20 protein-coding genes are annotated in these 21,865 nt (G+C 66.2%); 13 read left to right on the top strand and 7 right to left on the bottom strand.

What is annotated here, in order from left to right; genetic code table 11:
• Nucleotides 1–13: 13 nt before the first annotated feature.
• Nucleotides 14–838, bottom strand: coding sequence for an outer membrane protein assembly factor BamD (locus AB3K92_RS32165; protein WP_021163132.1), 825 nt, complete (start codon nt 836–838; stop codon nt 14–16).
• Between the two features lie 41 nt (nt 839–879).
• Here AB3K92_RS32165 and AB3K92_RS32160 point away from each other — a divergent pair, with 41 nt between their 5' ends.
• From AB3K92_RS32160 to AB3K92_RS32130, 7 genes are all read left to right on the top strand, one after another.
• Nucleotides 880–2,088, top strand: coding sequence for an RluA family pseudouridine synthase (locus tag AB3K92_RS32160; RefSeq protein ID WP_369466577.1), 1,209 nt, complete (start codon nt 880–882; stop codon nt 2,086–2,088).
• A gap of 6 nt (nt 2,089–2,094) precedes the next feature.
• Nucleotides 2,095–2,934 carry a peptidoglycan editing factor PgeF gene (gene pgeF, locus AB3K92_RS32155; protein ID WP_059494268.1) on the top strand — a complete coding sequence of 280 codons (840 nt, stop codon included), beginning with the start codon at nt 2,095–2,097 and terminating at the stop codon, nt 2,932–2,934.
• A 359-nt stretch (nt 2,935–3,293) separates the two neighbouring features.
• On the top strand, nt 3,294–5,159 hold the full coding sequence (locus AB3K92_RS32150; RefSeq protein ID WP_042977626.1) for an alpha/beta hydrolase: 1,866 nt from the start codon (nt 3,294–3,296) through the stop codon (nt 5,157–5,159).
• Between the two features lie 99 nt (nt 5,160–5,258).
• On the top strand, nt 5,259–6,440 hold the full coding sequence (locus tag AB3K92_RS32145) for an acetyl-CoA C-acetyltransferase (protein WP_124918540.1): 1,182 nt from the start codon (nt 5,259–5,261) through the stop codon (nt 6,438–6,440).
• A gap of 120 nt (nt 6,441–6,560) precedes the next feature.
• Nucleotides 6,561–7,301, top strand: coding sequence for a 3-ketoacyl-ACP reductase (locus AB3K92_RS32140; protein ID WP_006491801.1), 741 nt, complete (start codon nt 6,561–6,563; stop codon nt 7,299–7,301).
• Nucleotides 7,302–7,420: 119 nt separating this feature from the next.
• Complete coding sequence (gene phaR, locus AB3K92_RS32135; RefSeq protein WP_011549704.1) at nt 7,421–7,987, top strand: polyhydroxyalkanoate synthesis repressor PhaR; 567 nt, start codon at nt 7,421–7,423, stop codon at nt 7,985–7,987.
• 418 nt (nt 7,988–8,405) lie between these two features.
• Nucleotides 8,406–9,236, top strand: a complete 831-nt coding sequence (locus tag AB3K92_RS32130; protein ID WP_224052107.1) for a lysozyme inhibitor LprI family protein — start codon at nt 8,406–8,408, stop codon at nt 9,234–9,236.
• A gap of 64 nt (nt 9,237–9,300) precedes the next feature.
• Here AB3K92_RS32130 and AB3K92_RS32125 read toward each other — a convergent pair whose 3' ends face one another.
• From AB3K92_RS32125 to AB3K92_RS32110, 4 genes are all read right to left on the bottom strand, one after another.
• The gene (locus tag AB3K92_RS32125; protein WP_021159790.1) at nt 9,301–9,555 is read right to left on the bottom strand and encodes a hypothetical protein; all 255 of its coding nucleotides are present in this window, start codon (nt 9,553–9,555) and stop codon (nt 9,301–9,303) included.
• 256 nt (nt 9,556–9,811) lie between these two features.
• On the bottom strand, nt 9,812–11,158 hold the full coding sequence (locus tag AB3K92_RS32120) for a M16 family metallopeptidase (RefSeq protein WP_369466576.1): 1,347 nt from the start codon (nt 11,156–11,158) through the stop codon (nt 9,812–9,814).
• Nucleotides 11,155–12,456, bottom strand: a complete 1,302-nt coding sequence (locus tag AB3K92_RS32115) for a M16 family metallopeptidase (protein WP_369466575.1) — start codon at nt 12,454–12,456, stop codon at nt 11,155–11,157. Before AB3K92_RS32115 ends, AB3K92_RS32120 begins: the two co-directional genes overlap by 4 nt.
• 121 nt (nt 12,457–12,577) lie before the next feature.
• Nucleotides 12,578–13,099: a hypothetical protein gene (locus AB3K92_RS32110; RefSeq protein WP_369466574.1), complete on the bottom strand. Its 522-nt coding sequence runs from the start codon at nt 13,097–13,099 to the stop codon at nt 12,578–12,580.
• Between the two features lie 561 nt (nt 13,100–13,660).
• On the opposite strand from AB3K92_RS32110, the gene rimO reads away from it, so the two are divergent.
• From rimO to AB3K92_RS32090, 4 genes are all read left to right on the top strand, one after another.
• Nucleotides 13,661–15,022, top strand: coding sequence for a 30S ribosomal protein S12 methylthiotransferase RimO (gene rimO / locus AB3K92_RS32105; protein WP_027787268.1), 1,362 nt, complete (start codon nt 13,661–13,663; stop codon nt 15,020–15,022).
• Nucleotides 15,023–15,025: 3 nt separating this feature from the next.
• On the top strand, nt 15,026–15,952 hold the full coding sequence (locus AB3K92_RS32100) for a sugar kinase (protein WP_369466573.1): 927 nt from the start codon (nt 15,026–15,028) through the stop codon (nt 15,950–15,952).
• 90 nt (nt 15,953–16,042) lie between these two features.
• Complete coding sequence (locus AB3K92_RS32095; RefSeq protein WP_226166379.1) at nt 16,043–16,585, top strand: hypothetical protein; 543 nt, start codon at nt 16,043–16,045, stop codon at nt 16,583–16,585.
• 113 nt (nt 16,586–16,698) lie between these two features.
• A complete protein-coding gene (locus tag AB3K92_RS32090; RefSeq protein WP_369466572.1) occupies nt 16,699–17,880 on the top strand; it encodes a cystathionine beta-lyase in 1,182 nt (393 codons plus the stop codon).
• Nucleotides 17,881–17,967: 87 nt separating this feature from the next.
• On the opposite strand, the gene serB is transcribed toward AB3K92_RS32090, so the two are convergent.
• On the bottom strand, nt 17,968–18,813 hold the full coding sequence (serB, locus tag AB3K92_RS32085) for a phosphoserine phosphatase SerB (protein WP_042975202.1): 846 nt from the start codon (nt 18,811–18,813) through the stop codon (nt 17,968–17,970).
• A gap of 201 nt (nt 18,814–19,014) precedes the next feature.
• Nucleotides 19,015–19,956, bottom strand: a complete 942-nt coding sequence (locus tag AB3K92_RS32080; protein WP_021159778.1) for a LysR family transcriptional regulator — start codon at nt 19,954–19,956, stop codon at nt 19,015–19,017.
• Between the two features lie 122 nt (nt 19,957–20,078).
• Here AB3K92_RS32080 and AB3K92_RS32075 point away from each other — a divergent pair, with 122 nt between their 5' ends.
• Complete coding sequence (locus AB3K92_RS32075) at nt 20,079–21,095, top strand: zinc-binding alcohol dehydrogenase family protein (protein WP_369466571.1); 1,017 nt, start codon at nt 20,079–20,081, stop codon at nt 21,093–21,095.
• A gap of 159 nt (nt 21,096–21,254) precedes the next feature.
• Nucleotides 21,255–21,806, top strand: coding sequence for a DUF6013 family protein (locus tag AB3K92_RS32070; RefSeq protein ID WP_369466570.1), 552 nt, complete (start codon nt 21,255–21,257; stop codon nt 21,804–21,806).
• The last annotated feature ends 59 nt before the right edge of the window (nt 21,807–21,865 follow it).

Here is a 21,865-nt window from a genome sequence, read left to right as displayed (position 1 = left end):
CATGGTGCTTTCGTCAGAACTGCCACCACGATTTCTTCGCGCCGGGGCGCGAGTGGCCCGTGACGTACGGGCTGTCGGGGAACGTGCCTGCGAGCACGCGCTTCGTGTCCTCGGCGAGTTGCGGCTGGTTCAGCTTGCCGTACGACAGGATCATGATGTGCAGCGCGTCCTCGATCGCCGGGGCGCCCTTGTAGTCCTTGATCGCGAGCTGCGCACGGTTGATGGCCGCGACGTAGGCGCCACGCCGGTAGTAGTAGTCGGCCGCGTGCACTTCGTGCGACGCGAGCGCGTTGACGATGTAGCGCATCCGCGCGGCGGCGTCGGGCGCGTACTTGCTCTTCGGGAAGCGGTCGACGACGACCTTGAACGCATCGTACGATTCACGCAGTGCCTGCGGATCGCGCTCGCTCATGTCCTGGCCGGAGAACCGGCCGAACAGGCCGAGATCGTCGTTGAAGTGGATCATCCCCTTCAGGTAGTACGCGTAAGGGATATCCGGATGATCCGGGTGGAGCTGGATGAAGCGATCGACGGCCTGGTCGGCGGCGGCCGCTTCGTTGTCCTTCCAGTTGCAGTACGCAACGTTGATCTGCGCCTGTTGTGCGAAGTGGCCGAACGGATCGCGACCTTGCAGCGATTCGAAATATTTCGCGCACTTGCCCCAGTCGCCGCCGGACAGTGCGTCCTGGGCCTCTGAGTATAATTTGTTGTTCGACCAGGTAGCCGTCTCGTCCTGCTTCTGCGGCAAGCCGTGGCAGCCGGCGATGAGGGCCGCGGCCGCTACCGCCGCAGCCCGGGCGGCGACGGTTCTGGCCGTGCGTTTGGTCGAATTCATCATGCTCGCATGTCCTAGCTTCAAGTCTCGGTGACCCAGTCTAAATGACCCGTTCAAGTTCGCAGAATGCCCAGCCGGGCACACCAAATCGCGAAGATTATAGCCCAAGCGATCGGCCCGCCGACGCTGCGTCGGGGGATTCCCTCGATGACGATCTGGCCGGCGACGCCATGCAGGCGCCCGTCGTGCCGTCCGCGGCGGCCGACGACGCGCCGCGCGTCGTCGAAGTGCCGCTGTCGCTCGCGGGTGAGCGCCTCGACAAGGCGCTCGCCCAACTGTTCCCTGAATTCTCGCGTAGCCGCCTGCAGAGCTGGATCGAGGCGCAGCGCGTGCTCGTCGACGGCGCGCCGGCGAAGATCCGCCAGCCGGTGCCGCTTGGCGCCAGGATCGAGCTCGTGCCCGACCTGCTCCCCGAGCAGCTCGCCTTTACGCCGGAACCGGTGCCGTTCGACGTGATCTACGAGGACGACGCGCTCGTCGTCATCAACAAGCCGGCCGGCCTCGTCGTGCATCCGGCCGCCGGCAACTGGAGCGGCACGATCCTCAACGGGCTGCTGCATCGCTATGGCGACGCGGCGGTCGGCCTGCCGCGCGCGGGGATCGTCCACCGGCTCGACAAGGAGACTTCGGGCCTGATGGTGGTGGCGCGTACGCTGGCCGCGCAGACGGATCTCGTGCGCCAGTTGCAGGCCCGCACGGTGAAGCGCCGCTATTTCGCGCTCGTGTGGGGCACGATGCCCGAGGAAGGCACGATCGATGCGCCGATCGGCCGCGATCCGCGCGAACGCACGCGCATGGCCGTCGTCACCGGCGCATCGGGCAAGCCCGCGCGCACGCATTTCCGCACGGTTGACACATGCCTGTGGCAACGTCAGCCGGTTTCCGCGATCCAGTGCGATCTCGAGACCGGCCGCACGCACCAGATCCGCGTGCACTGCGCGCATGCCGGGCACCCGCTGCTCGGCGACCCCGTGTACGGGCGCGCGCGCGGCAAGCGCTCGGTCGCGCCGTTGCCGGACGGTTTCGCGCGGCAGGCGCTGCATGCATGGCGGCTCGGTCTCGTGCACCCGGTCACGGGCAAGGCGATGCAGTGGCGCTGCCCGCTGCCGGACGACATGAACGCCCTCGTCGCGGCGCTCGGCTTCGGGCAGGGCGACGAGGAATTCGACGACGATGACGGTGTCTACGACGATGACGATTTCGGCGGCGAGTATCACGACGATGAGCCGTACCTGGACGATGAGGAGGAGTGAGTGCCGATGACGAACCTGGCGCCGTTGACGTGGCAGGACTGCGTACAGCCCGACTGGCAGGTGTCGCCGCGCGTGCGCGCGCTGATCACGACGCGCGACGGCGGGGTGAGCGAAGGCCCGTACGGGCGCTGGCAGGGCGCGGAAGCTCTGCCGGGCGGGATGAATCTCGGCCTGCATACCGGTGACGATCCGGCTCATGTCGCCGCGAATCGCGCGCGCCTGCTCGCGCTGGCTGGCCAGTCGAGCGCCGCGTGGCTCGAGCAGGTTCACGGCGCGCAGATCGTGCGCGCGGACGAGGTGATCGCGGCGGCAGACGCGGCGGTTGCGCCGGTGCAGGCCGACGCGAGTGTCACCGACCGTGCCGGCGCCGTCTGCGTCGTGATGGTCGCGGATTGCCTGCCCGTGCTGCTGTGCGACACGCAGGGCCGCGCCGTCGGCGCCGCGCATGCGGGCTGGCGCGGGCTCGCGGCCGGCATCGTCGAACAGACGGCGGCGCGGGTCGCGGCACTCGCGGGCGGTGCAACGGACGCGCTTCATGCTTACCTCGGGCCGGCGATCGGCCCGAGGGCGTTCGAGGTCGGCGCCGACGTGCGTGACGCGTTTCTCGACACGGCCCCGCAGTCGGAGCATGATGAAACCCGGCTTGCGTTCGTCGCGATCGACGGCGCGCCCGGCAAGTTCCTGGCCGATCTCTACGCGCTCGCGCGCTTGCGTCTTGCCCGTGCGGGCGTGGCGCACGTGAGCGGCGGGACGGCCTGCACGGTCACCGAGCAGGCGCGCTTCTATTCGTACCGGCGCGACCGCGTGACGGGCCGCATGGCGGCGGCGATCTGGCTGGCGGATTGACGGGATGCGCATGGGCGCGGAATTTGTCGCGCTGCAAAATCGGGTTATCTCGATTTTGCGGTGGCCATGCCGCGTTACGTGCGCGGCTGAATGAAAAATGCGAAGTCAAGTCAATCAAAATGTTTTATGTTTCGCCGGAACCCTTGTCCCGCCTGTTGCGCGAGGATTATCTCCGTGCGGAATTGTTCAGCGGTTTGATATGGCGCTTCACATGGGGAAAACGATAATGATAAAAATACCGCACTGCGGCAGAATCTGGAGACGCCTCTCCAGAGCATGACGGCCCGGCTCGCAGCCGGCACGCCGCGCGCGAGCAGGATTTCACGATAGACGCTCACGAATCACCGGTAAGGCAGGTAATGACAGCATCGAAAAAATCGTCGACGTCCGCTGAAGCGGGCACTTCCTCGGGCAGCATTGGTTTCGATCCGGCCGCCCAGCCGATGCAGCAGATGTTCGAGTCGTGGTTGAACGCGTGGCGCGGTTTTGCGGATCCGGCACGTGCCGCGACTGCATCGGCCACCGTGAATCCGTTCGCGACATTCCAGTTTCCGACCTCGTTTCCGTTCCAGGTGCCGTCGATGCCCGATTTCGGCGCGATGGCGTCGCCGTTCGCCGGGCTGAAGCTGCCGGCCGCCGCGATTCCCCCCGAGCGGCTTCAGGCGTTGCAGGCCGACTACGCGCGCGATTGCATGGCGCTGATGCAGCAGGCCGCCGCCGCGAAGCTCGAGTCGCCCGAACTGAAGGACCGCCGCTTCAGCGGCGATGCATGGAAGGCGTCGCCGGCGCATGCGTTCGCGGCGGCCTGGTATCTGCTCAACGCGCGCTATCTGCAGGAGCTGGCCGACGCGCTTCAGACCGATCCGAAGACGCGCGAGCGCATTCGTTTCACGGTCCAGCAGTGGACGGCCGCCGCCGCGCCGAGCAACTTCCTCGCACTCAATCCCGACGCACAGAAATCGATTCTCGAGACGCAGGGCGAAAGCCTGCGGCAGGGGATGATGAACCTGCTCGGCGACCTGCAGCGCGGCAAGATTTCGCAGACCGACGAATCGCAGTTCGTGGTCGGCAAGAACCTCGGGTGTACTGAAGGTGCGGTCGTCTACGAGAACGACCTGATCCAGCTGATCCAGTACACGCCGAAGACGGACAAGGTGTTCGAGCGGCCGCTCCTGATCGTCCCGCCGTGCATTAACAAGTTCTACATCCTCGACCTGCAGCCCGAGAATTCGCTCGTCGCGCATGCGCTGTCGAACGGCCATCAGGTGTTCCTCGTGTCGTGGCGCAACGCGGACGCGTCGGTCGCGCACAAGACGTGGGACGACTACATGAACGAAGGGCTGCTCGCGGCGATCGACGCCGTGCAGCAGGTGAGCGGCCGCGAGCAGATCAACACGCTCGGCTTCTGCGTCGGCGGCACGATGCTCGCGACTGCGCTCGCGGTGCTCGCCGCGCGCGGCGAACATCCGGTCGCGTCGATGACGCTGCTCACCGCGATGCTCGACTTCAGCGACACCGGCATCCTCGACGTGTTCGTCGACGAGGCGCACGTGCAGATGCGCGAGCAGACCATCGGCGGCAAGAACGGCACGCAGCCGGGGCTGATGCGCGGCGTCGAGTTCGCGAACACGTTCTCGTTCCTGCGGCCGAACGACCTCGTGTGGAACTACGTCGTCGACAACTACCTGAAGGGCCGCACGCCGGCGCCGTTCGACCTGCTGTACTGGAACGGCGATTCGACGAGCCTGCCGGGCCCGATGTACGCGTGGTATCTGCGCAATACCTATCTCGAGAACAAGTTGCGCGAGCCGGGCGCGTTGACCGTGTGCGGCGAATCGGTCGACCTGACGCTGATCGACGTGCCGACCTTCATCTACGGCTCGCGCGAGGATCACATCGTGCCGTGGCAGACGGCCTATGCGTCGACGTCGATCCTGTCGGGCCCGCTGAAGTTCGTGCTCGGCGCGTCGGGGCACATCGCGGGCGTGATCAATCCGCCGGCGAAGAAGAAGCGCAGCTACTGGATCAACGACAGCGACCTGCCCGAATCGGCGGACGACTGGTTTGCCGGTGCGACCGAGCATCCGGGAAGCTGGTGGACGACCTGGGTCGAGTGGCTCGACCAGTACGGCGGCCGCAAGGTGGCGCCGCCTGCCCAGCCCGGTTCCGCACAGTTCCCGGTGATCGAGCCGGCGCCGGGCCGGTACGTATTGCAGCGCGATTGACGAAAGACGGACAGCGGCGCACGCTGTCCGGTGCACCGCAGTTTTTTTAACAGGGCCGGTAGCGATGCGCCGTGTCGTGCGGGCCTGGAGGAAAGGGAAATGACGGACGTAGTGATCGTATCGGCCGCGCGGACCGCGGTCGGCAAATTCGGCGGTTCGCTTGCGAAGATTGCGGCGCCCGAACTGGGCGCGACGGTGATCCGCGCGGTGCTGGAGCGCGCGGGCGTGAAGCCCGAGCAGGTGAGCGAAGTGATCATGGGCCAGGTGTTGACGGCCGGCTCGGGCCAGAACCCGGCGCGGCAGTCGCTGATCAAGGCCGGGCTGCCGACGGCAGTACCGGGGATGACGATCAACAAGGTGTGCGGCTCGGGCCTGAAGGCCGTGATGCTGGCGGCGAACGCGATCGTCGCGGGCGACGCGGACATCGTGATCGCGGGTGGCCAGGAGAACATGAGCGCGTCGCCGCACGTGCTGCCGGGCTCGCGCGACGGCTTCCGGATGGGCGATGCGAAGCTGGTCGACACGATGATCGTCGACGGCCTGTGGGACGTGTACAACCAGTACCACATGGGCATCACGGCGGAGAACGTCGCGAAGGAATACGGGATCACGCGCGAAGAGCAGGACGCATTCGCGGCGCTGTCGCAGAACAAGGCGGAAGCCGCGCAGAAGGCGGGCCGCTTCAACGACGAGATCGTGCCGGTGTCGATCCCGCAACGCAAGGGCGAGCCGCTGCAGTTCGCGACCGACGAATTCGTGCGTCACGGCGTGACGGCGGAGTCGCTGGCCGGGCTGAAGCCGGCGTTCTCGAAGGACGGCTCGGTGACGGCGGCGAACGCGTCGGGGCTGAACGACGGCGCGGCGGCGGTGCTGGTGATGTCGGCGCAGAAGGCGGCGGCGCTGGGTCTGACGCCGCTGGCGAAGATCAAGGCATACGCGAACGCGGGTGTCGATCCGAGCGTGATGGGGATGGGCCCGGTGCCGGCCTCGCGCCGGTGCCTGGAGCGCGCGGGCTGGACGCCGGGCGACCTGGACCTGATGGAGATCAACGAGGCGTTCGCGGCGCAGGCGCTGGCGGTGCACAAGCAGATGGGCTGGGACACGTCGAAGGTGAACGTGAACGGCGGGGCGATCGCGATCGGTCACCCGATCGGCGCGTCGGGCTGCCGGATCCTGGTGACGCTGCTGCACGAGATGGCCAAGCGCGACGCGAAGCGCGGGCTGGCGTCGCTGTGCATCGGCGGCGGGATGGGCGTCGCGCTCGCGGTCGAGCGTCCGTAACAGGCCGTTCGCAACCGGCGAACCGAATCCGTGCGCCGGCCGATTGCGGCTTCGGCCGGCGTCACGTGAAGTCAGAGGGGGCTCCGGCAGCTCTCGAAACCAAAAAATGGAGTGAGATTTATGTCTCAGCGAATTGCGTACGTAACGGGCGGGATGGGCGGCATCGGCACCAGCATCTGCCAGCGCCTGTCGAAAGACGGCTTCAAGGTGGTCGCAGGCTGCGGCCCGAACTCGCCGCGCCGGGTGAAATGGCTCGAGGACCAGAAGGCGCTCGGGTACGATTTCATCGCATCGGAAGGCAACGTCGGCGACTGGGACTCGACCAAGGAAGCGTTCGACAAGGTCAAGGCTGAAGTCGGCGAGATCGACGTGCTGGTCAACAACGCGGGTATCACGCGCGACGTCGTGTTCCGCAAGATGACGCACGAAGACTGGACCGCCGTGATCGACACCAACCTGACGAGCCTGTTCAACGTGACGAAGCAGGTGATCGACGGGATGGTCGAACGTGGCTGGGGCCGCATCATCAACATTTCGTCGGTGAACGGCCAGAAAGGGCAATTCGGCCAGACGAACTATTCGACCGCGAAGGCCGGTATCCACGGCTTCACGATGTCGCTCGCACAGGAAGTCGCGACGAAGGGCGTGACGGTCAATACCGTGTCGCCGGGCTACATCGGCACCGACATGGTGAAGGCGATCCGCCCCGACGTGCTCGAGAAGATCGTTGCGACGATCCCGGTGCGGCGTCTTGGCGGCCCCGAGGAAATCGGCTCGATCGTCGCGTGGCTCGCGTCGAACGATTCCGGTTTCGCGACCGGCGCCGACTTCTCGCTGAACGGCGGCCTGCACATGGGCTGAGCGTCCGCGCTGCGCGGGCCGGGTGGCCGCGCAGCCGGGCGTTTTCCGAAGGCCCCCGCCTCCCGGATTCGGGCGGCGGGGATTCGTCACTTGCGCTACGCTGCACTCAAAGGCGTTACATGACTACTACAAAGAAGACGGCCGAACGGCTCATCAAGAAGTACCCGAACCGCCGGCTCTACGATACAGAGACAAGCACGTACATTACGCTGACCGACGTGAAGCAGCTCGTGCTGGAGCAGGAGGATTTCAAGGTCGTCGATGCGAAATCCAACGAAGACCTGACGCGCAGCATTCTCCTGCAGATCATCCTCGAAGAGGAAAGCGGTGGCGTGCCGATGTTCTCGTCGTCGATGCTGTCGCAGATCATCCGTTTCTACGGGCATGCGATGCAGGGCATGATGGGCACGTATCTGGAAAAGAACATCCAGGCATTCATCGACATCCAGAACAAGCTCGCGGATCAATCGAAGAACCTCTACGAAGGTAACGCGATGAATCCGGAGGTCTGGTCGCAGTTCATGAACATGCAGGCGCCGATGATGCAAGGGATGATGACGAGCTACATCGAGCAGTCGAAGAACATGTTCGTGCAGATGCAGGAACAGATGCAGAACCAGGCGAAGTCGATGTTCAGCACGTTCCCGTTCAAGCAGCCGGGCGCGCCGGAGCCGGAGAAGAAGTAGCGATTCGCGGCGGGCCGGCCGCGGCGGCGCGAGCCGTCGGGCGTCGGCGCCGCGAAGCAGGGCGGCGCGGGTTGGCCGATCGGGTGCCCGGGCACAACGATGCGTGGCTGCCGCCTGCCGGAAGACATCGCCGACGATCGTTCGTGATCGTCGGCACGACACACTCGCGCCGTATACGGTGCGGGTATGACCATTGTCCGGTCGATCGAAATCCAGTCAACAGTGAATGAAAGCCGGGGCACGTTGCGCTTGAGGGCATGTGTTCGACCCGGTGCGGGTGTGTGCCTGTCGCACCCGGAGCGGCGCTGCACGGCAACGCGCGGTACCGGTTCCGGGCACGCGAGAGAGGCGATGCCGCGTCGATCCGATGCGACCGACAACAACAAACTAACTGAGAGAGCGCATGCGAAGGATTCGGATGGCATCGACCGTCAGGCTGGCCGGTCTTGCTTCGGTGTTCATGTGTGGGGTGGGTTTGGCCTTGCCGGCGCTGGCGCTGGATTGCACGAAGGCCGCGCAACCCGTCGAGAAGCGCATCTGCACGAGCCCCGCGCTGCGGGCAGCCGATGCGCGAATGAATTCGGCCTATGCGGGCGCGCTGAAGGTCGCGCCGGACGCTGCTATTCGCGACATGCTCGTGCGCAGCCAGCGCCGCTGGATCGCCGCGCGCAACAACCGTCTCGATGCCGATTATGACGGCCATCTGCTGGCAGTCAATGAAGTGCGCAAGGCAATCGACCGACGCAGCGCCGAGCTGGCGGATCAGTCCGGTAAAGGCCTGATCGCGCGAGCACTGGCCGAACGCCAGTGGCTCGCGAAATTCACGGGCGGTCCGTTGACCGGTTTCGATGGCAACTGCGATTTCATCCCCGACGATGCGAGCGGCGCGCACGTTTCGTATGCGTGTTTCGGCGCGGTGCACGTGCAGAATCGCACGCGCATCTGCAGCCAGAGCGAGGACTGGGCGACCGGCGCGGTTTATCAGTACCGCTCGGTGAGCGCGGCCGATGGCGGGCGGGCGCGCCCGGTGGCGTTTTGCGAGGCACAGGCGCATGGGCGTGCGTGCGATAACGGGGGCGCGCAATCGGGTTGGATGCGTGCGGGGGTGTCCGGTGACGATAAGCGTGCGTCCGCGCCGGCAATCGGTTTGCCGCAACTCGATGCGGAAATGTGGCCGATCGGCGACGGAGACGATGCGGTGTGGTTTGAGCGGTGTCTGACTGCGTCGGTGTTTCCTGATGCGCGGTGACGTATCGCGTTTCGTGTTCCAGCAAGGCCCGCCATGGCGGGCCATTTTTATTTCTTGACGTCGTTCAGTGCGCCGTACCGTAGTCCTGATCGTCGTCCGACGGGGGGAGGTCGAGCACGAGCTTGACGGCGCTGTAGTTGGCCTTGAGCGAAAACACGCGGCCGATCACGAGAAACGTCTGGCGCGAATTCTCGAGTTCGACGAAATCGCCCGGTTGCGGTACGTGCCCGCCTTGATCGTAGGAAAAGCTGGTGCTGGTTTGTTCTCCGATGGCCTCTGCTGCGTGTTCGGTGAATTCGATCGTGATGTGGGTGGTCATGCAGGCCCCGTCGTGGGTGGATTGAAGCGGTTGGAGGTTCCGATTCTCGCATAATGGCGGTTCGCTTCCGGAGCGATTGTCATGCACCGGTGCTTGCGGATCGTGCTGGCCCGCCGGGCTCCGGCTCACCGGAACACGCGTTCGTCGAGGATTTTCTCGCGAGCCCAGCAGCGAGCCTCCCGCTGGATAAACGTGAGACAGTACGATGGCAGCGGCCCGGCCGAAGCCGGGCGGCGCGGAACGATGCGAGGCGGCGTTATTTCCCTGCAAACGTGCCTGCTTCCACCAACGTCATCTTGGCGGGGTCCAGGTATGCGCGGATGGCGGTGTTGACCTGCTCGACGGTCAACGCGCGGATGCGCTCGGAATAGGTGTCCAGGTCACTCAGCGGGCGATCCTGGAGCACCGTCTGGGCGATCATGGCGGCCATCTGGCCGGTGGTTTCCATCGCGACTTGATGGCGACCGATCATGCCGTCCTTGCGTGCATCCAGTTCTGCCTGGGTGATGCCCTGTTTCCACCAGACATCCAGAATGCGGCGCGTACTGGCAATGCCCTTGTCCAGCAGGGGCGGGGCGAAGCTGCTGGCGATGAAGAATCCGCCGTCCATCAGGGAGAGCCCGGACAGGCTGGCACGGATGCCGTAGGTGAGGCCTTCCTTGTCTCGGACCCCTGCCATCAACCGGCCGGTGAAGCCGTTGCCCAGGATGTTGACGGCAGCGCTGAGGGGCAGGTAGTCGGCATCGTTCGCGCGCAGGTCGATGGCCTGACCCAGCATCACGCTGATGGATGCCTTGTCCTTCATCGCGATTCGCTGCGTGTCGGCCTGGCTCGCCTTGGGTGGCGGACTCTGTCGCACGAGGGCCTTGCCACCGCTCCAGCCCGCGAAGGCCTTGGTCACCGTGGATTGCAGGCGTCCCGGGTCCGCTCCGCCCACTACCACCAGCGTCATATGTGCCGGTCCGTAGTAGGTTCGATGAAACGCCTTGATATCGTCCAGCGTGGCAGCGGCAATGGCCTCGAGCATCCGTTCGCGCGGCACCGGGGCGTTGAGGTGCGAGTCGGGGTAGATGGACCGATACAGCGCCTCGGTAGCCCGGACCGACGGGTTTTCTCCGGCGTTGCGGACCGCGGCCTCCAGCCGGGTCTTGGCCTTGGCCAGTTCCTCAGGCCTGAAGGCTGGCTGGCGCAACTGGTCAGCCATCAGGTCGATCAGCGTCGGCAGATCCTTGGTCAGGCATTGGCCACGTATGCCGACGTAACCTCCGTCGGACTGGAATGACAACTGCGCGCCCAGGCTGTCCAGCAGCGCGGAGATCGCCACCTTGTCGCGACGGGCGCTGCCTTCCTGCAGCAACATGCCGGTCAGCAGGGGCACGGCCGGATTGGCTGTCTTGCTGGCCGCGTCGGCGTCGCCCAGGGGCATGACGCCGACCAGTGACACCATTTCATGCGGCGACATCGGATAGGTCAGCAGCGCGATGCTGCCGGCCTGGGTGCGCACGACGCGGTCGGCGATGCCGGCCTGAGCCGCAACAGGCAGCCACAGCACGGCGAACCACACGAACCAAGCCCGCAGATGATTGAAACGAACATGCTTCATGAAGATTTCTCCGGGACGAACCAGCCGGTCGTGCTCTGGTTTTCGATGAGGTACTTGCGGGCGACGCGTTGCACGTCGGCGGGCGTTACCTTCTCCAGTTCTTCAAGCTCGGTGACGAACCGTGTCCAGTCTCCCAGCGAGACCGCGTTGCCCAGTCGGGCGGACGTCAGGCTGACGCCGTCACGCTGGTAGATCTGATCGGCCCGGTACGGCCCCAGCACCCGCTGGATATCCTCGCGAGTGACGCCCTCGGTCTTGATGCGCTCCAGTTCGGTCCAGGCGATTTTCTCGGCCTGCTCGTGTTTCGCGTCGGGCGGCAGGCTGACCGTCACCACGAACGGACCGGGGTCGCGCAGCGCGTGGAAACTGGCTCCGGCATGCGTGGCAATCGCAGTGTCAACCAGTGCGCGATACAGCGGGCTGCTCTTGCCCTGGCTCAATACCAGGCCCAGTACGGTCAGGGCAGGCGCATCGGGATCAAGCGCGCGCGGTGCCTTGAAGGCAATGATCAGATTGCCTGTTGCGCCGGCGCGCTTGAGCACCAGCCTTCGCGGCCCCTGCTGCGGAGGTTCCTCGGTCGTGACAGCGGGGATGGCCTGGGGCGCGCGCGGGATGCCGCTGTAGTACTGCCTGACCCAGCCCAACGCCTGGTCCGGCCGAAAATCGCCGACCAGGATGACGACTGCGTTGTCCGGCCAGTAGAAGGTGTCGTAGAAACGGCGCAGCTTGTCCACGCTCGCATGCTCGATGTCGCTGCGCCAGCCAATGGTGGGATGGTGATAGGGGTGCGCCTGGTAAGCAGTGGCCATGACCTGCTGGAACAATGCGGTGAAAGGACTGTTTTCGCCCCGCTCGTACTCGTTGCGCACCACCGTCATCTCGCTGGCCAGATCTTCCGGGCGCAGCAGGAGGTTGCGCATGCGGTCGGCCTCGATGGCGATGTAGCCTTCCAGCGCGTCGCGACCGAGCGTGCCGAAGTAGTTGGTGCGGTCCGTCGAGGTGGTTGCGTTGAAGGTCGCCCCCACTCGCTCCATGTAGCTGTTCAATGAGTTGCCGAGCGCCGAGTTGTAGTGGCGGCTGCCCTTGAACATCAGGTGCTCGAGCAGATGGGTGTCGCCGGTCGTGCCGGTGGCTTCGTTGCGTGAACCCACTTGGTACAACACCTGGAAACTGACTACCGTCGCTGCCGGGTCGGGCAGGGCAAGCACGGTGAGACCATTGGCATCCAGACGGTATTCGTCGATACCGCCCAGGGAGCGGACGTGGGTGAAGCCCGCTACCTCGACGGGTTGGGCCATCGCAGTGCCTGCAATCAACAGGCACAGTGAGAGCCCGGTGCATATCAAACGTCGTACTGACATGGAACGTCCTTTGGTGTGGGCAGGATGAACGCGGAAGATCGGGCGCCGGCTCGGCAGGTCAGTTGACCTGCCATGCGCCGAGCGCGGCGAACGTGAAGTTTTTCATATTTTCCGATGCGCGTTGACCGATGGCGTATGGCGGGGACATCAATGCCGTGATGCGCTCGTTGACGGCCATGCGCTGTTTGACCGTCGATGCGTAGCGACAGACGGCGCGATCTCCTTTGAATGTGCAGATCACCTGAAAGCGATTGTCGGGCTTGGACTTGTTCGATGGCGCATCGCTCTGGGGGCTGGCGGCAAACAACGCAGGCAGGGGACCGTTCGACGCTGACGCATCGGCGGAAAATCGGGACCCGTCGCCGGTGCCCCGGTCGGGCGTGATGGCAATGGAGGCACGACTGGGCAGTCTGTCGCAAGCAAAGAAGTTCGGAGGCCAACGGTCCGCGTTGACTCGGGTGGTATGCTGCGTTGCCGGTTCCGCCATCGGGGGCGTGGCGGCTTCGGTGTTTATCGAGGCCGGTACGGAAACCAACATCGCAAGTCGGCGCGCGAGCACGCGCAAGGTGGCGACCTTCATTCGGCATCCCGTTCCAGGGTAAGGGCGATCGACGCACGACCGCAATCGACAGGCTCGTGCGGCTCGACGTCGTGACATCGAAGGCAGCGCGGCCCCATTGCGAACTGGTGAGCCAAATTCGACCCCACGTGACAATGCAGGCGGGGGCAGGGAGGCTCAGGTGCGATGCTACTTCGCGCTCCATCATCGTGAAATGAGACGAGTTCGAATTCTTGGGGCAGAACCGGCGTATTCGTCGGCATGACCGGCCGGTGAGAGATCGTGAACGCAGGCTGCGTTTCGCGGTCCTTTCGGCCGAAAGCCCGCGATTGAAGCACACCGGGATCGGAAGGAGGCGTGGCGCTCTCAGCGCATCAAATTCCATTGTTTGGGCGTCGCGCGCCGATCGGACGCGTTGCTTCAAAATGAAAGGGGGCATATCGAACTGCCTTGCATGACGGGCCGTTGGCGCGGCGTGCATCCGATTTGACGGTCGATGCCGTTGCCGGCCGCCTGTTTTGCTTCGCCGAACCCTAAATCGCTGTAAACTCACGCTTTTGCTGCCACGCCCCCACATTCCAGATGTCCCAATCCCCCAAAGTAGGGTTCGTATCCCTCGGGTGCCCGAAAGCCCTCGTCGATTCCGAACAGATCATCACGCAACTGCGTGCCGAAGGTTATGAAATCTCCGGCACCTACGACGGCGCCGACCTCGTCGTCGTGAACACCTGCGGCTTCATCGACGAAGCCGTGCAGGAAAGCCTCGATGCGATCGGCGAAGCGCTGACCGAGAACGGCAAGGTGATCGTCACCGGCTGTCTCGGCGCGAAGTCGAGCGCCAGCGGCTCGAACCTGATCGAGGAAGTCCACCCGAAGGTGCTCGCCGTCACCGGCCCGCACGCGGTGGGCGAAGTGATGCAGGCCGTGCATTCGCACCTGCCGAAGCCGCACGACCCGTTCACCGACCTCGTACCGGCGGCCGGCATCAAGCTCACGCCGCGCCACTACGCGTACCTGAAGATCTCCGAAGGCTGCAACCACCGTTGCACGTTCTGCATCATCCCGTCGATGCGCGGCGACCTCGTGTCGCGCCCGGTCGCCGAAGTGATGCTGGAAGCGGAGAACCTCTTCAAGTCGGGCGTGAAGGAACTGCTCGTGATCTCGCAGGACACGAGCGCATACGGCGTCGACGTGAAGTACCGCACGGGCTTCTGGAACGGCAAGCCGATCAAGACGCGCATGACCGACCTGGTCGCCGCGCTCGGCGAACTCGCGGCACAGTACGGCGCATGGGTGCGCCTGCACTACGTGTATCCGTACCCGAGCGTCGACGAAGTGATTCCGTTGATGGCCGAAGGCCCCTTCAAGGGCCACGTGCTGCCGTATCTCGACGTGCCGTTCCAGCACGCGCATCCGGAAGTGCTGAAGCGCATGAAGCGTCCGGCGAACGCCGAGAAGGTGCTCGAGCGCGTGCAGAAGTGGCGCGAGATCTGCCCGGACCTGACGATCCGCAGCACGTTCATCGCGGGCTTCCCCGGCGAGACGGAAGAGCAGTTCGAAACGCTGCTCGACTTCATCCGCGAGGCGGAACTCGATCGCGTCGGCTGCTTCGCGTATTCGCCGGTCGAAGGCGCGACGGCAAACGAACTCGACGGCGCGCTGCCGGATGAGGTTCGCGAGGAACGTCGCGCACGCTTCATGGAAGTCGCCGAGGAAGTGTCGGCGAACCGCATTCAGCGCAAGGTCGGCAAGACCCTCAAGGTGCTGATCGACGAAGTCAGCGAGGAAGGCGGGATCGGCCGCACGGCGGCCGATGCGCCGGAGATCGACGGCGTGGTCTATGTCGAGCCGGCGGCGAAGGCCTCGAAGCGCTACAAGGTCGGCGATTTCGTGTCCGTGAAGATCACGGGCGCCGACGGCCACGATCTGTGGGGCGAGGTGTAAGCGATGGCCGCCGCATTCCCGGAGATCCTCGCGCTCGGCGAAGCGATGATCGAATTCAACCAGTCGCAGCCGGGCCGGCCTGAATTCCTGCAGGGCTTCGGCGGCGACACGTCGAACTTCTGCATCGCCGCGGCGCGCCAGGGCGCGTCGACGGGCTTCGTGTCGGCGATCGGCGACGATCCGTTCGGCCGGCTGCTGGCCGACATGTGGCGCGCGGAACGCGTCGACACGACGTACGTGCGGATCGATCGCAAGGCGCCGACCGGCGTGTATTTCGTCACGCACGGCGCCGACGGCCACCAGTTCGACTATCTGCGTGCGGGCTCGGCGGCGAGCCGCTATGCGGCAGGCGACCTGCCGCTCGACGCACTGGCCGCCGCGAAGGCCGTGCACCTGTCGGGCATCAGCCTCGCGATCAGCACGGCCGCGTGCGACGCCGCGTTCGCGGCGATCGACCACGCGCGCCGCAACGGTGCGAAGGTCAGCTTCGACACGAACCTGCGCCTGAAGCTGTGGCCGCTGCCGCGCGCCCGCGCGGTGATGCGCGAGGCGCTGCGCCAGACGGATATCTGCCTGCCCAGTTGGGACGACGTGACGGCAATCACCGGCGCGAACGATCGCGACGCGATCGTCGACGCGATGCTCGAACACGGGCCGCAGGTCGTTGCGCTGAAGCTCGGCAAGGAAGGCGCCTACGTGGCGACGCCGAACGAGCGGCGCGTCGTGCCGGGTTTCGCGGTCGAAGCCGTCGACGCGACGGGCGCGGGCGACTGCTTCGGCGGTGCCTTCGTCGCGCGGATCGTCGCGGGCGACGATCCGTTCGCGGCGGCGCGTTACGCGAACGCCGCGGCGGCATTGTCGACGACGGGCTACGGCGCGGTCGCGCCGATTCCGCGGCGCGAGGCGGTGGAGCGCCTGATGCAACGCTGATGCAAAGTACGCGCGCCGGCCGCGGCCCCGTATGACGGCCAGCGCATCGCCGCAATTTACGAGCGAATCTGAAGCAAGGAGCAACACAAGGTGGGTCGATATTCGCAATGGCAACGGGCGCTCGTCGTCGCGGGCGCGCTGGCGGCGGGCATGGCGATGCCGGGCGTGGTCGCGGCGCAGGCTGTCGCGCCGGGCATGCAGCAGGACGAGCCGGCACCGGCGCGGCCGCTGAAGCCGAATCCGGAGTTTGCCCGCCTGCCGCGCTACGAAGGCACGCTCGGCGACCGCCCGATCGTCGCGCATCTCGGCCCGAAGACGGACGAGGAAGGCGTGCACGGCGAATACCAGTTCGCGGATACGGGCGAGGTCGTACTGCTCGCGGGCGATCGCGACGGCGACACGCTGGAAATCGAGGAATCGAACGACGGCACGAACATCACGGGCGTGTGGATCGGCCGCTTCGACGCGACGGGCACCCTGAAGGCCGACCGGATGAACTCGGACGAGTCGGATCCGCAGCCCGTCGTGCTGCGTCTCGCGCCGGGCAAGCGCGCGGCGCTGCAGGTGCGCGACGGCCGCGTGCAGGAAATCGAGACGGTGGGCGGCGTCGTCAACCTGCGCACCGACAACTGAACCCGCGCTGGCTCGGCGCGCGCGGCGCGCATTGTACCGGGCCAATCGTGCCGATTTTGGCTAATCTGGCGACTTGTTCCGCAACCGAACGGCCTCGTGCCCGGCTTCCTGTCATGACTGCATCCACTCCCAAGCGCGCGCTGCAAACCCGCATCGTTCAACCCGACGACGTGATCCCGGAAGGTTTCCGTTCGTTCGTGCCGCCGGTCGCGCGCGCATCGACGGTCGTGTTTCCCGATCTCGCGACGATGCGTGCGCTCGTCTGGCACAATGACAACCAGTGGCGCTACGGGCTGCATTCGACGCCGACGTCGCTCGCGCTCGCGCAGCGGCTTGCCGAGATCGAGGGCGGCACGCATGCGCTGCTGCAGCCGTCGGGCCTCGCGGCGATCATGAACGTCTATTTCGGGATCGTGAAAGCGGGCGACGACGTGCTGATTCCGCACAACGTGTACGGGCCGAACGCCGATTTCGGCAACTGGCTCACGAAGGATTTCGGCATTACCGCGCGCTACTACGATCCGCTCGTCGGTGCCGGCATCGCCGACCTGATCCAGCCGAACACGCGGCTGATCTGGATCGAGGCGCCCGGCTCGGTGACGATGGAAGTGCCCGACGTGCAGGCGATCACGGCGGCCGCGAAGGCGCGCGGCATCGTCACCGCGATCGACAATACCTTTTCGGCCGGGCTCGCGTTCAAGCCGTTCGAGCACGGCGTCGACATCTCGGTGCAGGCGCTGACCAAGTACCAGTCGGGCGGCAGCGACGTGCTGATGGGCGCGACGATCACCGCGAGTGCCGACCTGCAGGCGAAGCTGAAGCTCGCGCGGATGCGCTGCGGGATCGGCGTGTCGGTCGACGATTGCTCGCTCGTGCTGCGCAGCCTGCCGAGCATGCAGGTGCGCTTCGACGCGCACGGCAAGAGCGCGCTCGCGCTGGCGCAATGGCTGAAGGCGCGGCCGGAGATCGCCACGGTGCTGCATCCGCAGATCGCCGACTGTCCGGGGCACGCGTCGTTCATGCGCGATTTCACCGGTGCGGGCGGGCTGTTCTCGGTGGTGTTCGACGAACGCTACAGCGCGGAGCAGGTCGACCGCTTCGTCGAGTCGCTCGAACTGTTCGCGATCGGCTGGAGCTGGGGTGGCGCATGCAGCCTTGCGATGCCTTACGACGTCGCGTCGATGCGTCCGGACTGGCCGCATCGCGGCACGCTGGTGCGTTTTTATGTGGGCCTGGAAGACGAAGCCGACCTGCGCGCGGACATCGAACGCGCGATGCAGGCCGCACTCGGCTGATCGCCGGCCGGTCAGGTTCCCCGGCACGACAAAACGCCGGCGCGATGCCACATCGCGCCGGCGTTTTTCATTTGACGCGCGGCAGGATCAGAACAGCCGCAGCAGCCCGTCGAGGCCGACGTGATCGAACGCGACCGTCGCCGCGTCGCGCACGACGGGTTTCGCGTGGTACGCGACCGACAGCCCGGCTTCGGCCATCATCTTCAGGTCGTTCGATCCGTCGCCCATCGCGATCGCGCGGCTCGGCTCGAGGCCGAGCGACGCGCACGTCTCGCGCAGCAGGCGCGCCTTCACGTCGGCGTTGACGATCTCGCCGAGCACCTTGCCGGTCAGCTTGCCGTCGACGATCTCGAGCGTGTTCGCATGCGCGTAGTCGAGGCCGAGGCGCGCCTTCAGCCGCTCGGTGAAGAACGTGAAGCCGCCCGACACGAGCAGCGTCTTCATGCCGGCGGCCTTCACGCCGGCGAGCATCGTCTCGGCGCCCGGCGTCAGTTGCAGCCGTTCCTCGTACACGCGTTCGAGCGCGTGCGCGTCGAGCCCGGCCAGCAGCGCGACGCGGCGCGTGAGGCTTTCGTTGAAGTCGCGGATCTCGCCGCGCATCGACGCTTCGGTGATCTCGGCGACCTGCGTTTTCAACCCGCAGAAATCGGCGATCTCGTCGATGCATTCGATCGTGATCAGCGTCGAATCCATGTCCATCACGGCGAGCCCGAAATCGGCGAGCGTGCGGCCGGCCTCGACGAACGCGAAGTCGAGCGCGTGCGTGCCGCAGTACGCGTCGATGTCGAGGCGCTGTGCCGGGCTCGCGTCTTCGATGCGCAGCGCATGATCGTCGGTCTGCACGATGCGGGTGCCGCGCGACAGCGCGAGCAGCGGTTTGTGATGGGCGTCCGACAGCGGCGCAAGGCTCTGGATGACGAGGTTGTGGGTCATGACGGGATGGTTGGGAGGCGTATGAAAAGCGTGCGCGGCCAATGGGCGGCCGTCTGCGTGCGTGGCCCCGTTCGACTGCGGGCCATTGCGTCGCGAACGCGCCATTGTAGCCGGTTGGCCGGGCCGGGCGGTCGCGGCAGGGACGAATCCTGAGGCCCGACTCGAACCGGCACGCCCGCGGTGCGAGCCGAACGAAGGCACCTATCGCCCGTCCGCGCGATCCCAGTACGGCGGATCGCCGAAATGCTCGGCCAGGAACGCGATGAACGCGAGCGTCTTCAACGGCACGTGTGTGCGGCTCGGGTAGACGGCCCAGATCGCGACGTCGTCGGCGAACGGATAGTCGTCGAGTATCGTGACGAGTGCGCCGCTCGCGAGCAGCGGGCCGACGTCCCAGGTCGACTTGATCGCGATCCCGAAGCCGTCGACCAGCGCTTCGCGGATCGCCTCGCCATTGCTCGCGACGAGCCGGCCGCCGACCCGCACGGTCAGCGGGCCTTGCGGCGTCGTGAACGACCAGTCGCGCTGGTCACCGAGGATCACGCATTCGTGCTGCGTCAGGTCGGCCGGATGGCGCGGCGTGCCGTGCCCGGCGAGATACGCGGGCGAGCAGCACAGCACGCGGCGGTTGGCGGCGAGCTTGCGCGCGACGAGCGTCGAATCCTTCAGCGCGCCGAGGCGGATCGCGACGTCGTAGCCGTCGTCGACCAGGTCGACGATCTCGTCCGACAGCCGCAGGTCGAGCGACACGGACGGATAACGGCGCAGGAATGCGGGAATCACCGGCGCGACATGCTGCCGGCCGAACGACGACGACATCGACACCTTCAACCGCCCGTACGGTTCGGTGCGGCCGTGGCCGACCGAGGCGCGCGCGGCGTCGGCGGCCGACAGCAGCGTGTCGGCGTGCGCCATGAATACCTCGCCGTCCTGCGTGAGGCTGATACGGCGCGTGGTGCGGTGCAGCAGCCGTGCGCCGAGCTGACGCTCGAGTTGTGCGATGCGCGCGCTCGCGACCGCGGCCGACACGCCGAATTCGCGCCCGGCCGCGCTGACGTTCGCGAGCAGGGCCGCGCGAACGAACAGCGCGACGTCGAGCAGGTCGAGCGGCTTGTCGGGGGCCGGAATCGGATCGGAGGCCATTATTCTGAATTTCCTGAAAATGTTTCAGGAAATATAGCGGTTTTCTCGAATGATCGGGTTGCCTACGATGACGTTCATGGGGCTGCGCCGCGGCCCCCAGGTTTCCCTGAAGGAGTTTCGTGATGAAGGCCGTTGGACTGACCCGTTATCTGCCGATCGACGATCCGCAAGCCTTGCTCGACGTGGAGCTGCCGCAGCCCGTGCCGGGCCCGCGCGACCTGCTCGCGAAGGTCGAGGCGATTTCCGTGAACCCGGTGGACACCAAGGTGCGCGCGCCGAAGCCGCAGGTCGAGGACACGCCGCGCGTGCTCGGCTGGGATGCGGCGGGCACGGTGGTCTCGGTCGGTGCCGACGTCACGTTGTTCCGGCCCGGCGACGAAGTGTTCTATGCGGGCAGCATCACGCGGCCCGGCGCGAACAGCGAATTCCATACGGTCGACGAGCGGATCGCCGCGCTGAAGCCGCGTACGCTCGATTTCGCCGCGGCGGCCGCGCTGCCGCTCACCGCACTGACCGCGTGGGAGGCGCTGTTCGACCGGCTGCACGTGTCGCCGCAGGGTGCGGACGCCGGCAAATCGGTGCTGATCATCGGCGGCGCGGGTGGCGTGGGCTCGATCGCGATCCAGCTCGCGAAGGCGCTCGGCAAGCTGCACGTGATCGCGACCGCGTCGCGGCCGGCGTCGGCCGAATGGGTGCGCGCGCTGGGCGCGGATGCGGTGGTCGACCATTTCGGCGACTTGCCTGCGCAGTTGCGCGAGGCCGGGCATCCGAGCGTCGACTACGTGCTGATCTTCAACGATACCGATCGTCATTTCCCTGCCGCTGCGGAGGTAATCCGGCCGCAGGGCGGCATTTGCACAATCGTCGAGAACGACAAGCCGGTGCCGGTCGAACTGCTGAAGGCGAAAAGTGCGGCGTTTCACTGGGAGTTCATGTTCACGCGTGCGATGTTCGAGACGCCGGACATGATCGAGCAGCACCGGATCCTCGGCGAAGTCGCGCGGCTCGTCGACGGCGGCACGCTGCGCACCACGCTCGGCGAACAGCTCGGCACGATCAATGCCGCGAACGTGCGGCGCGCGCACCAGCTGCTCGAGGCCGGGCGTGCGATCGGCAAGCTCGTGCTGAGCGGCTTCTGAGCCGGTATCGCGCGTAAGGTTGCGGCGCCGCGAACGCAAGCGGGGTAACACCCGATGCGTTTGCGGCGCATTGCACCCCGCTTGGCGGTAGACTGGCAGCGCATCATGCATCGAAAACCGCGCGGCACGCGCGTGCCGCCGCATACCAAGGAGGTCAGCATGAGCCAACGCAGCTTGTCAGTCGCCGCATCGTGGTCGGTCGTGTTCGCGGCGGCGTCCGTCAGCGCGAGCGTATTCGCGGCGCCGCCGGTCAAGGGCAGCCTGAAGGGCGGCGGCACCGGACAGCTCGAATACACCGTCAAGGTCGAATCGAAGACCTTCGGCAACACGCAGGAGACCCGCAAGATCCGCTCGGGCGAGACGGACGACTTCAACTGGAAGTCGGTGCCGCCGAGCGGTGCGGTCGCGATGCCGGACGGTTGCCCGAACGCCGACAGCCTGCCGCGTGACGCGAACGGCGCGATGGTCCGCCAGACCCAGGTGCGGCTCGCGCCGTCGATCGACGCGAAAGGCGTCGCCAACGTGCAGATGAGCTTCCAGGCGGCCGCGCCGAAGGGCACGCGCAGCGTGACGGCCGGCGGCAAGTCGCTGCAATGCCCGGACGTCGCGTCGGTGAGCCAGGTGAAGTGGGTGTCGATCCCGACCAACGGCGGTTCCAAGTCCGTCACGATGAGCGACGGCACGAAGGTGACGGTGTCGATCAAGCGCTGAACGGCGCGCGCGGGACGCTGCCGGAACCGGTGCGCGCGCAACGGATTCGACGCGCGGGC

This window comes from Burkholderia sp. Bmkn7 (assembly GCF_041103175.1).
Lineage (GTDB): Bacteria > Pseudomonadota > Gammaproteobacteria > Burkholderiales > Burkholderiaceae > Burkholderia > Burkholderia cepacia.
This window is presented reverse-complemented; position numbering and strand designations above follow the sequence as displayed.

Bases quoted from the DNA above. Each gene is read 5' to 3' on its own strand.
- AB3K92_RS32165 (WP_021163132.1), bottom strand. From the start codon at position 838: ATGATGAATTCGACCAAACGCACGGCCAGAACCGTCGCCGCCCGGGCT.
- AB3K92_RS32160 (WP_369466577.1), top strand. From the start codon at position 880: ATGACCCGTTCAAGTTCGCAGAATGCCCAGCCGGGCACACCAAATCGC.
- pgeF (WP_059494268.1), top strand. From the start codon at position 2,095: ATGACGAACCTGGCGCCGTTGACGTGGCAGGACTGCGTACAGCCCGAC.
- AB3K92_RS32150 (WP_042977626.1), top strand. From the start codon at position 3,294: ATGACAGCATCGAAAAAATCGTCGACGTCCGCTGAAGCGGGCACTTCC.
- AB3K92_RS32145 (WP_124918540.1), top strand. From the start codon at position 5,259: ATGACGGACGTAGTGATCGTATCGGCCGCGCGGACCGCGGTCGGCAAA.
- AB3K92_RS32140 (WP_006491801.1), top strand. From the start codon at position 6,561: ATGTCTCAGCGAATTGCGTACGTAACGGGCGGGATGGGCGGCATCGGC.
- phaR (WP_011549704.1), top strand. From the start codon at position 7,421: ATGACTACTACAAAGAAGACGGCCGAACGGCTCATCAAGAAGTACCCG.
- AB3K92_RS32130 (WP_224052107.1), top strand. From the start codon at position 8,406: ATGGCATCGACCGTCAGGCTGGCCGGTCTTGCTTCGGTGTTCATGTGT.
- AB3K92_RS32125 (WP_021159790.1), bottom strand. From the start codon at position 9,555: ATGACCACCCACATCACGATCGAATTCACCGAACACGCAGCAGAGGCC.
- AB3K92_RS32120 (WP_369466576.1), bottom strand. From the start codon at position 11,158: ATGAAGCATGTTCGTTTCAATCATCTGCGGGCTTGGTTCGTGTGGTTC.
- AB3K92_RS32115 (WP_369466575.1), bottom strand. From the start codon at position 12,456: ATGGCCCAACCCGTCGAGGTAGCGGGCTTCACCCACGTCCGCTCCCTG.
- AB3K92_RS32110 (WP_369466574.1), bottom strand. From the start codon at position 13,099: ATGAAGGTCGCCACCTTGCGCGTGCTCGCGCGCCGACTTGCGATGTTG.
- rimO (WP_027787268.1), top strand. From the start codon at position 13,661: ATGTCCCAATCCCCCAAAGTAGGGTTCGTATCCCTCGGGTGCCCGAAA.
- AB3K92_RS32100 (WP_369466573.1), top strand. From the start codon at position 15,026: ATGGCCGCCGCATTCCCGGAGATCCTCGCGCTCGGCGAAGCGATGATC.
- AB3K92_RS32090 (WP_369466572.1), top strand. From the start codon at position 16,699: ATGACTGCATCCACTCCCAAGCGCGCGCTGCAAACCCGCATCGTTCAA.
- serB (WP_042975202.1), bottom strand. From the start codon at position 18,813: ATGACCCACAACCTCGTCATCCAGAGCCTTGCGCCGCTGTCGGACGCC.
- AB3K92_RS32080 (WP_021159778.1), bottom strand. From the start codon at position 19,956: ATGGCCTCCGATCCGATTCCGGCCCCCGACAAGCCGCTCGACCTGCTC.
- AB3K92_RS32075 (WP_369466571.1), top strand. From the start codon at position 20,079: ATGAAGGCCGTTGGACTGACCCGTTATCTGCCGATCGACGATCCGCAA.
- AB3K92_RS32070 (WP_369466570.1), top strand. From the start codon at position 21,255: ATGAGCCAACGCAGCTTGTCAGTCGCCGCATCGTGGTCGGTCGTGTTC.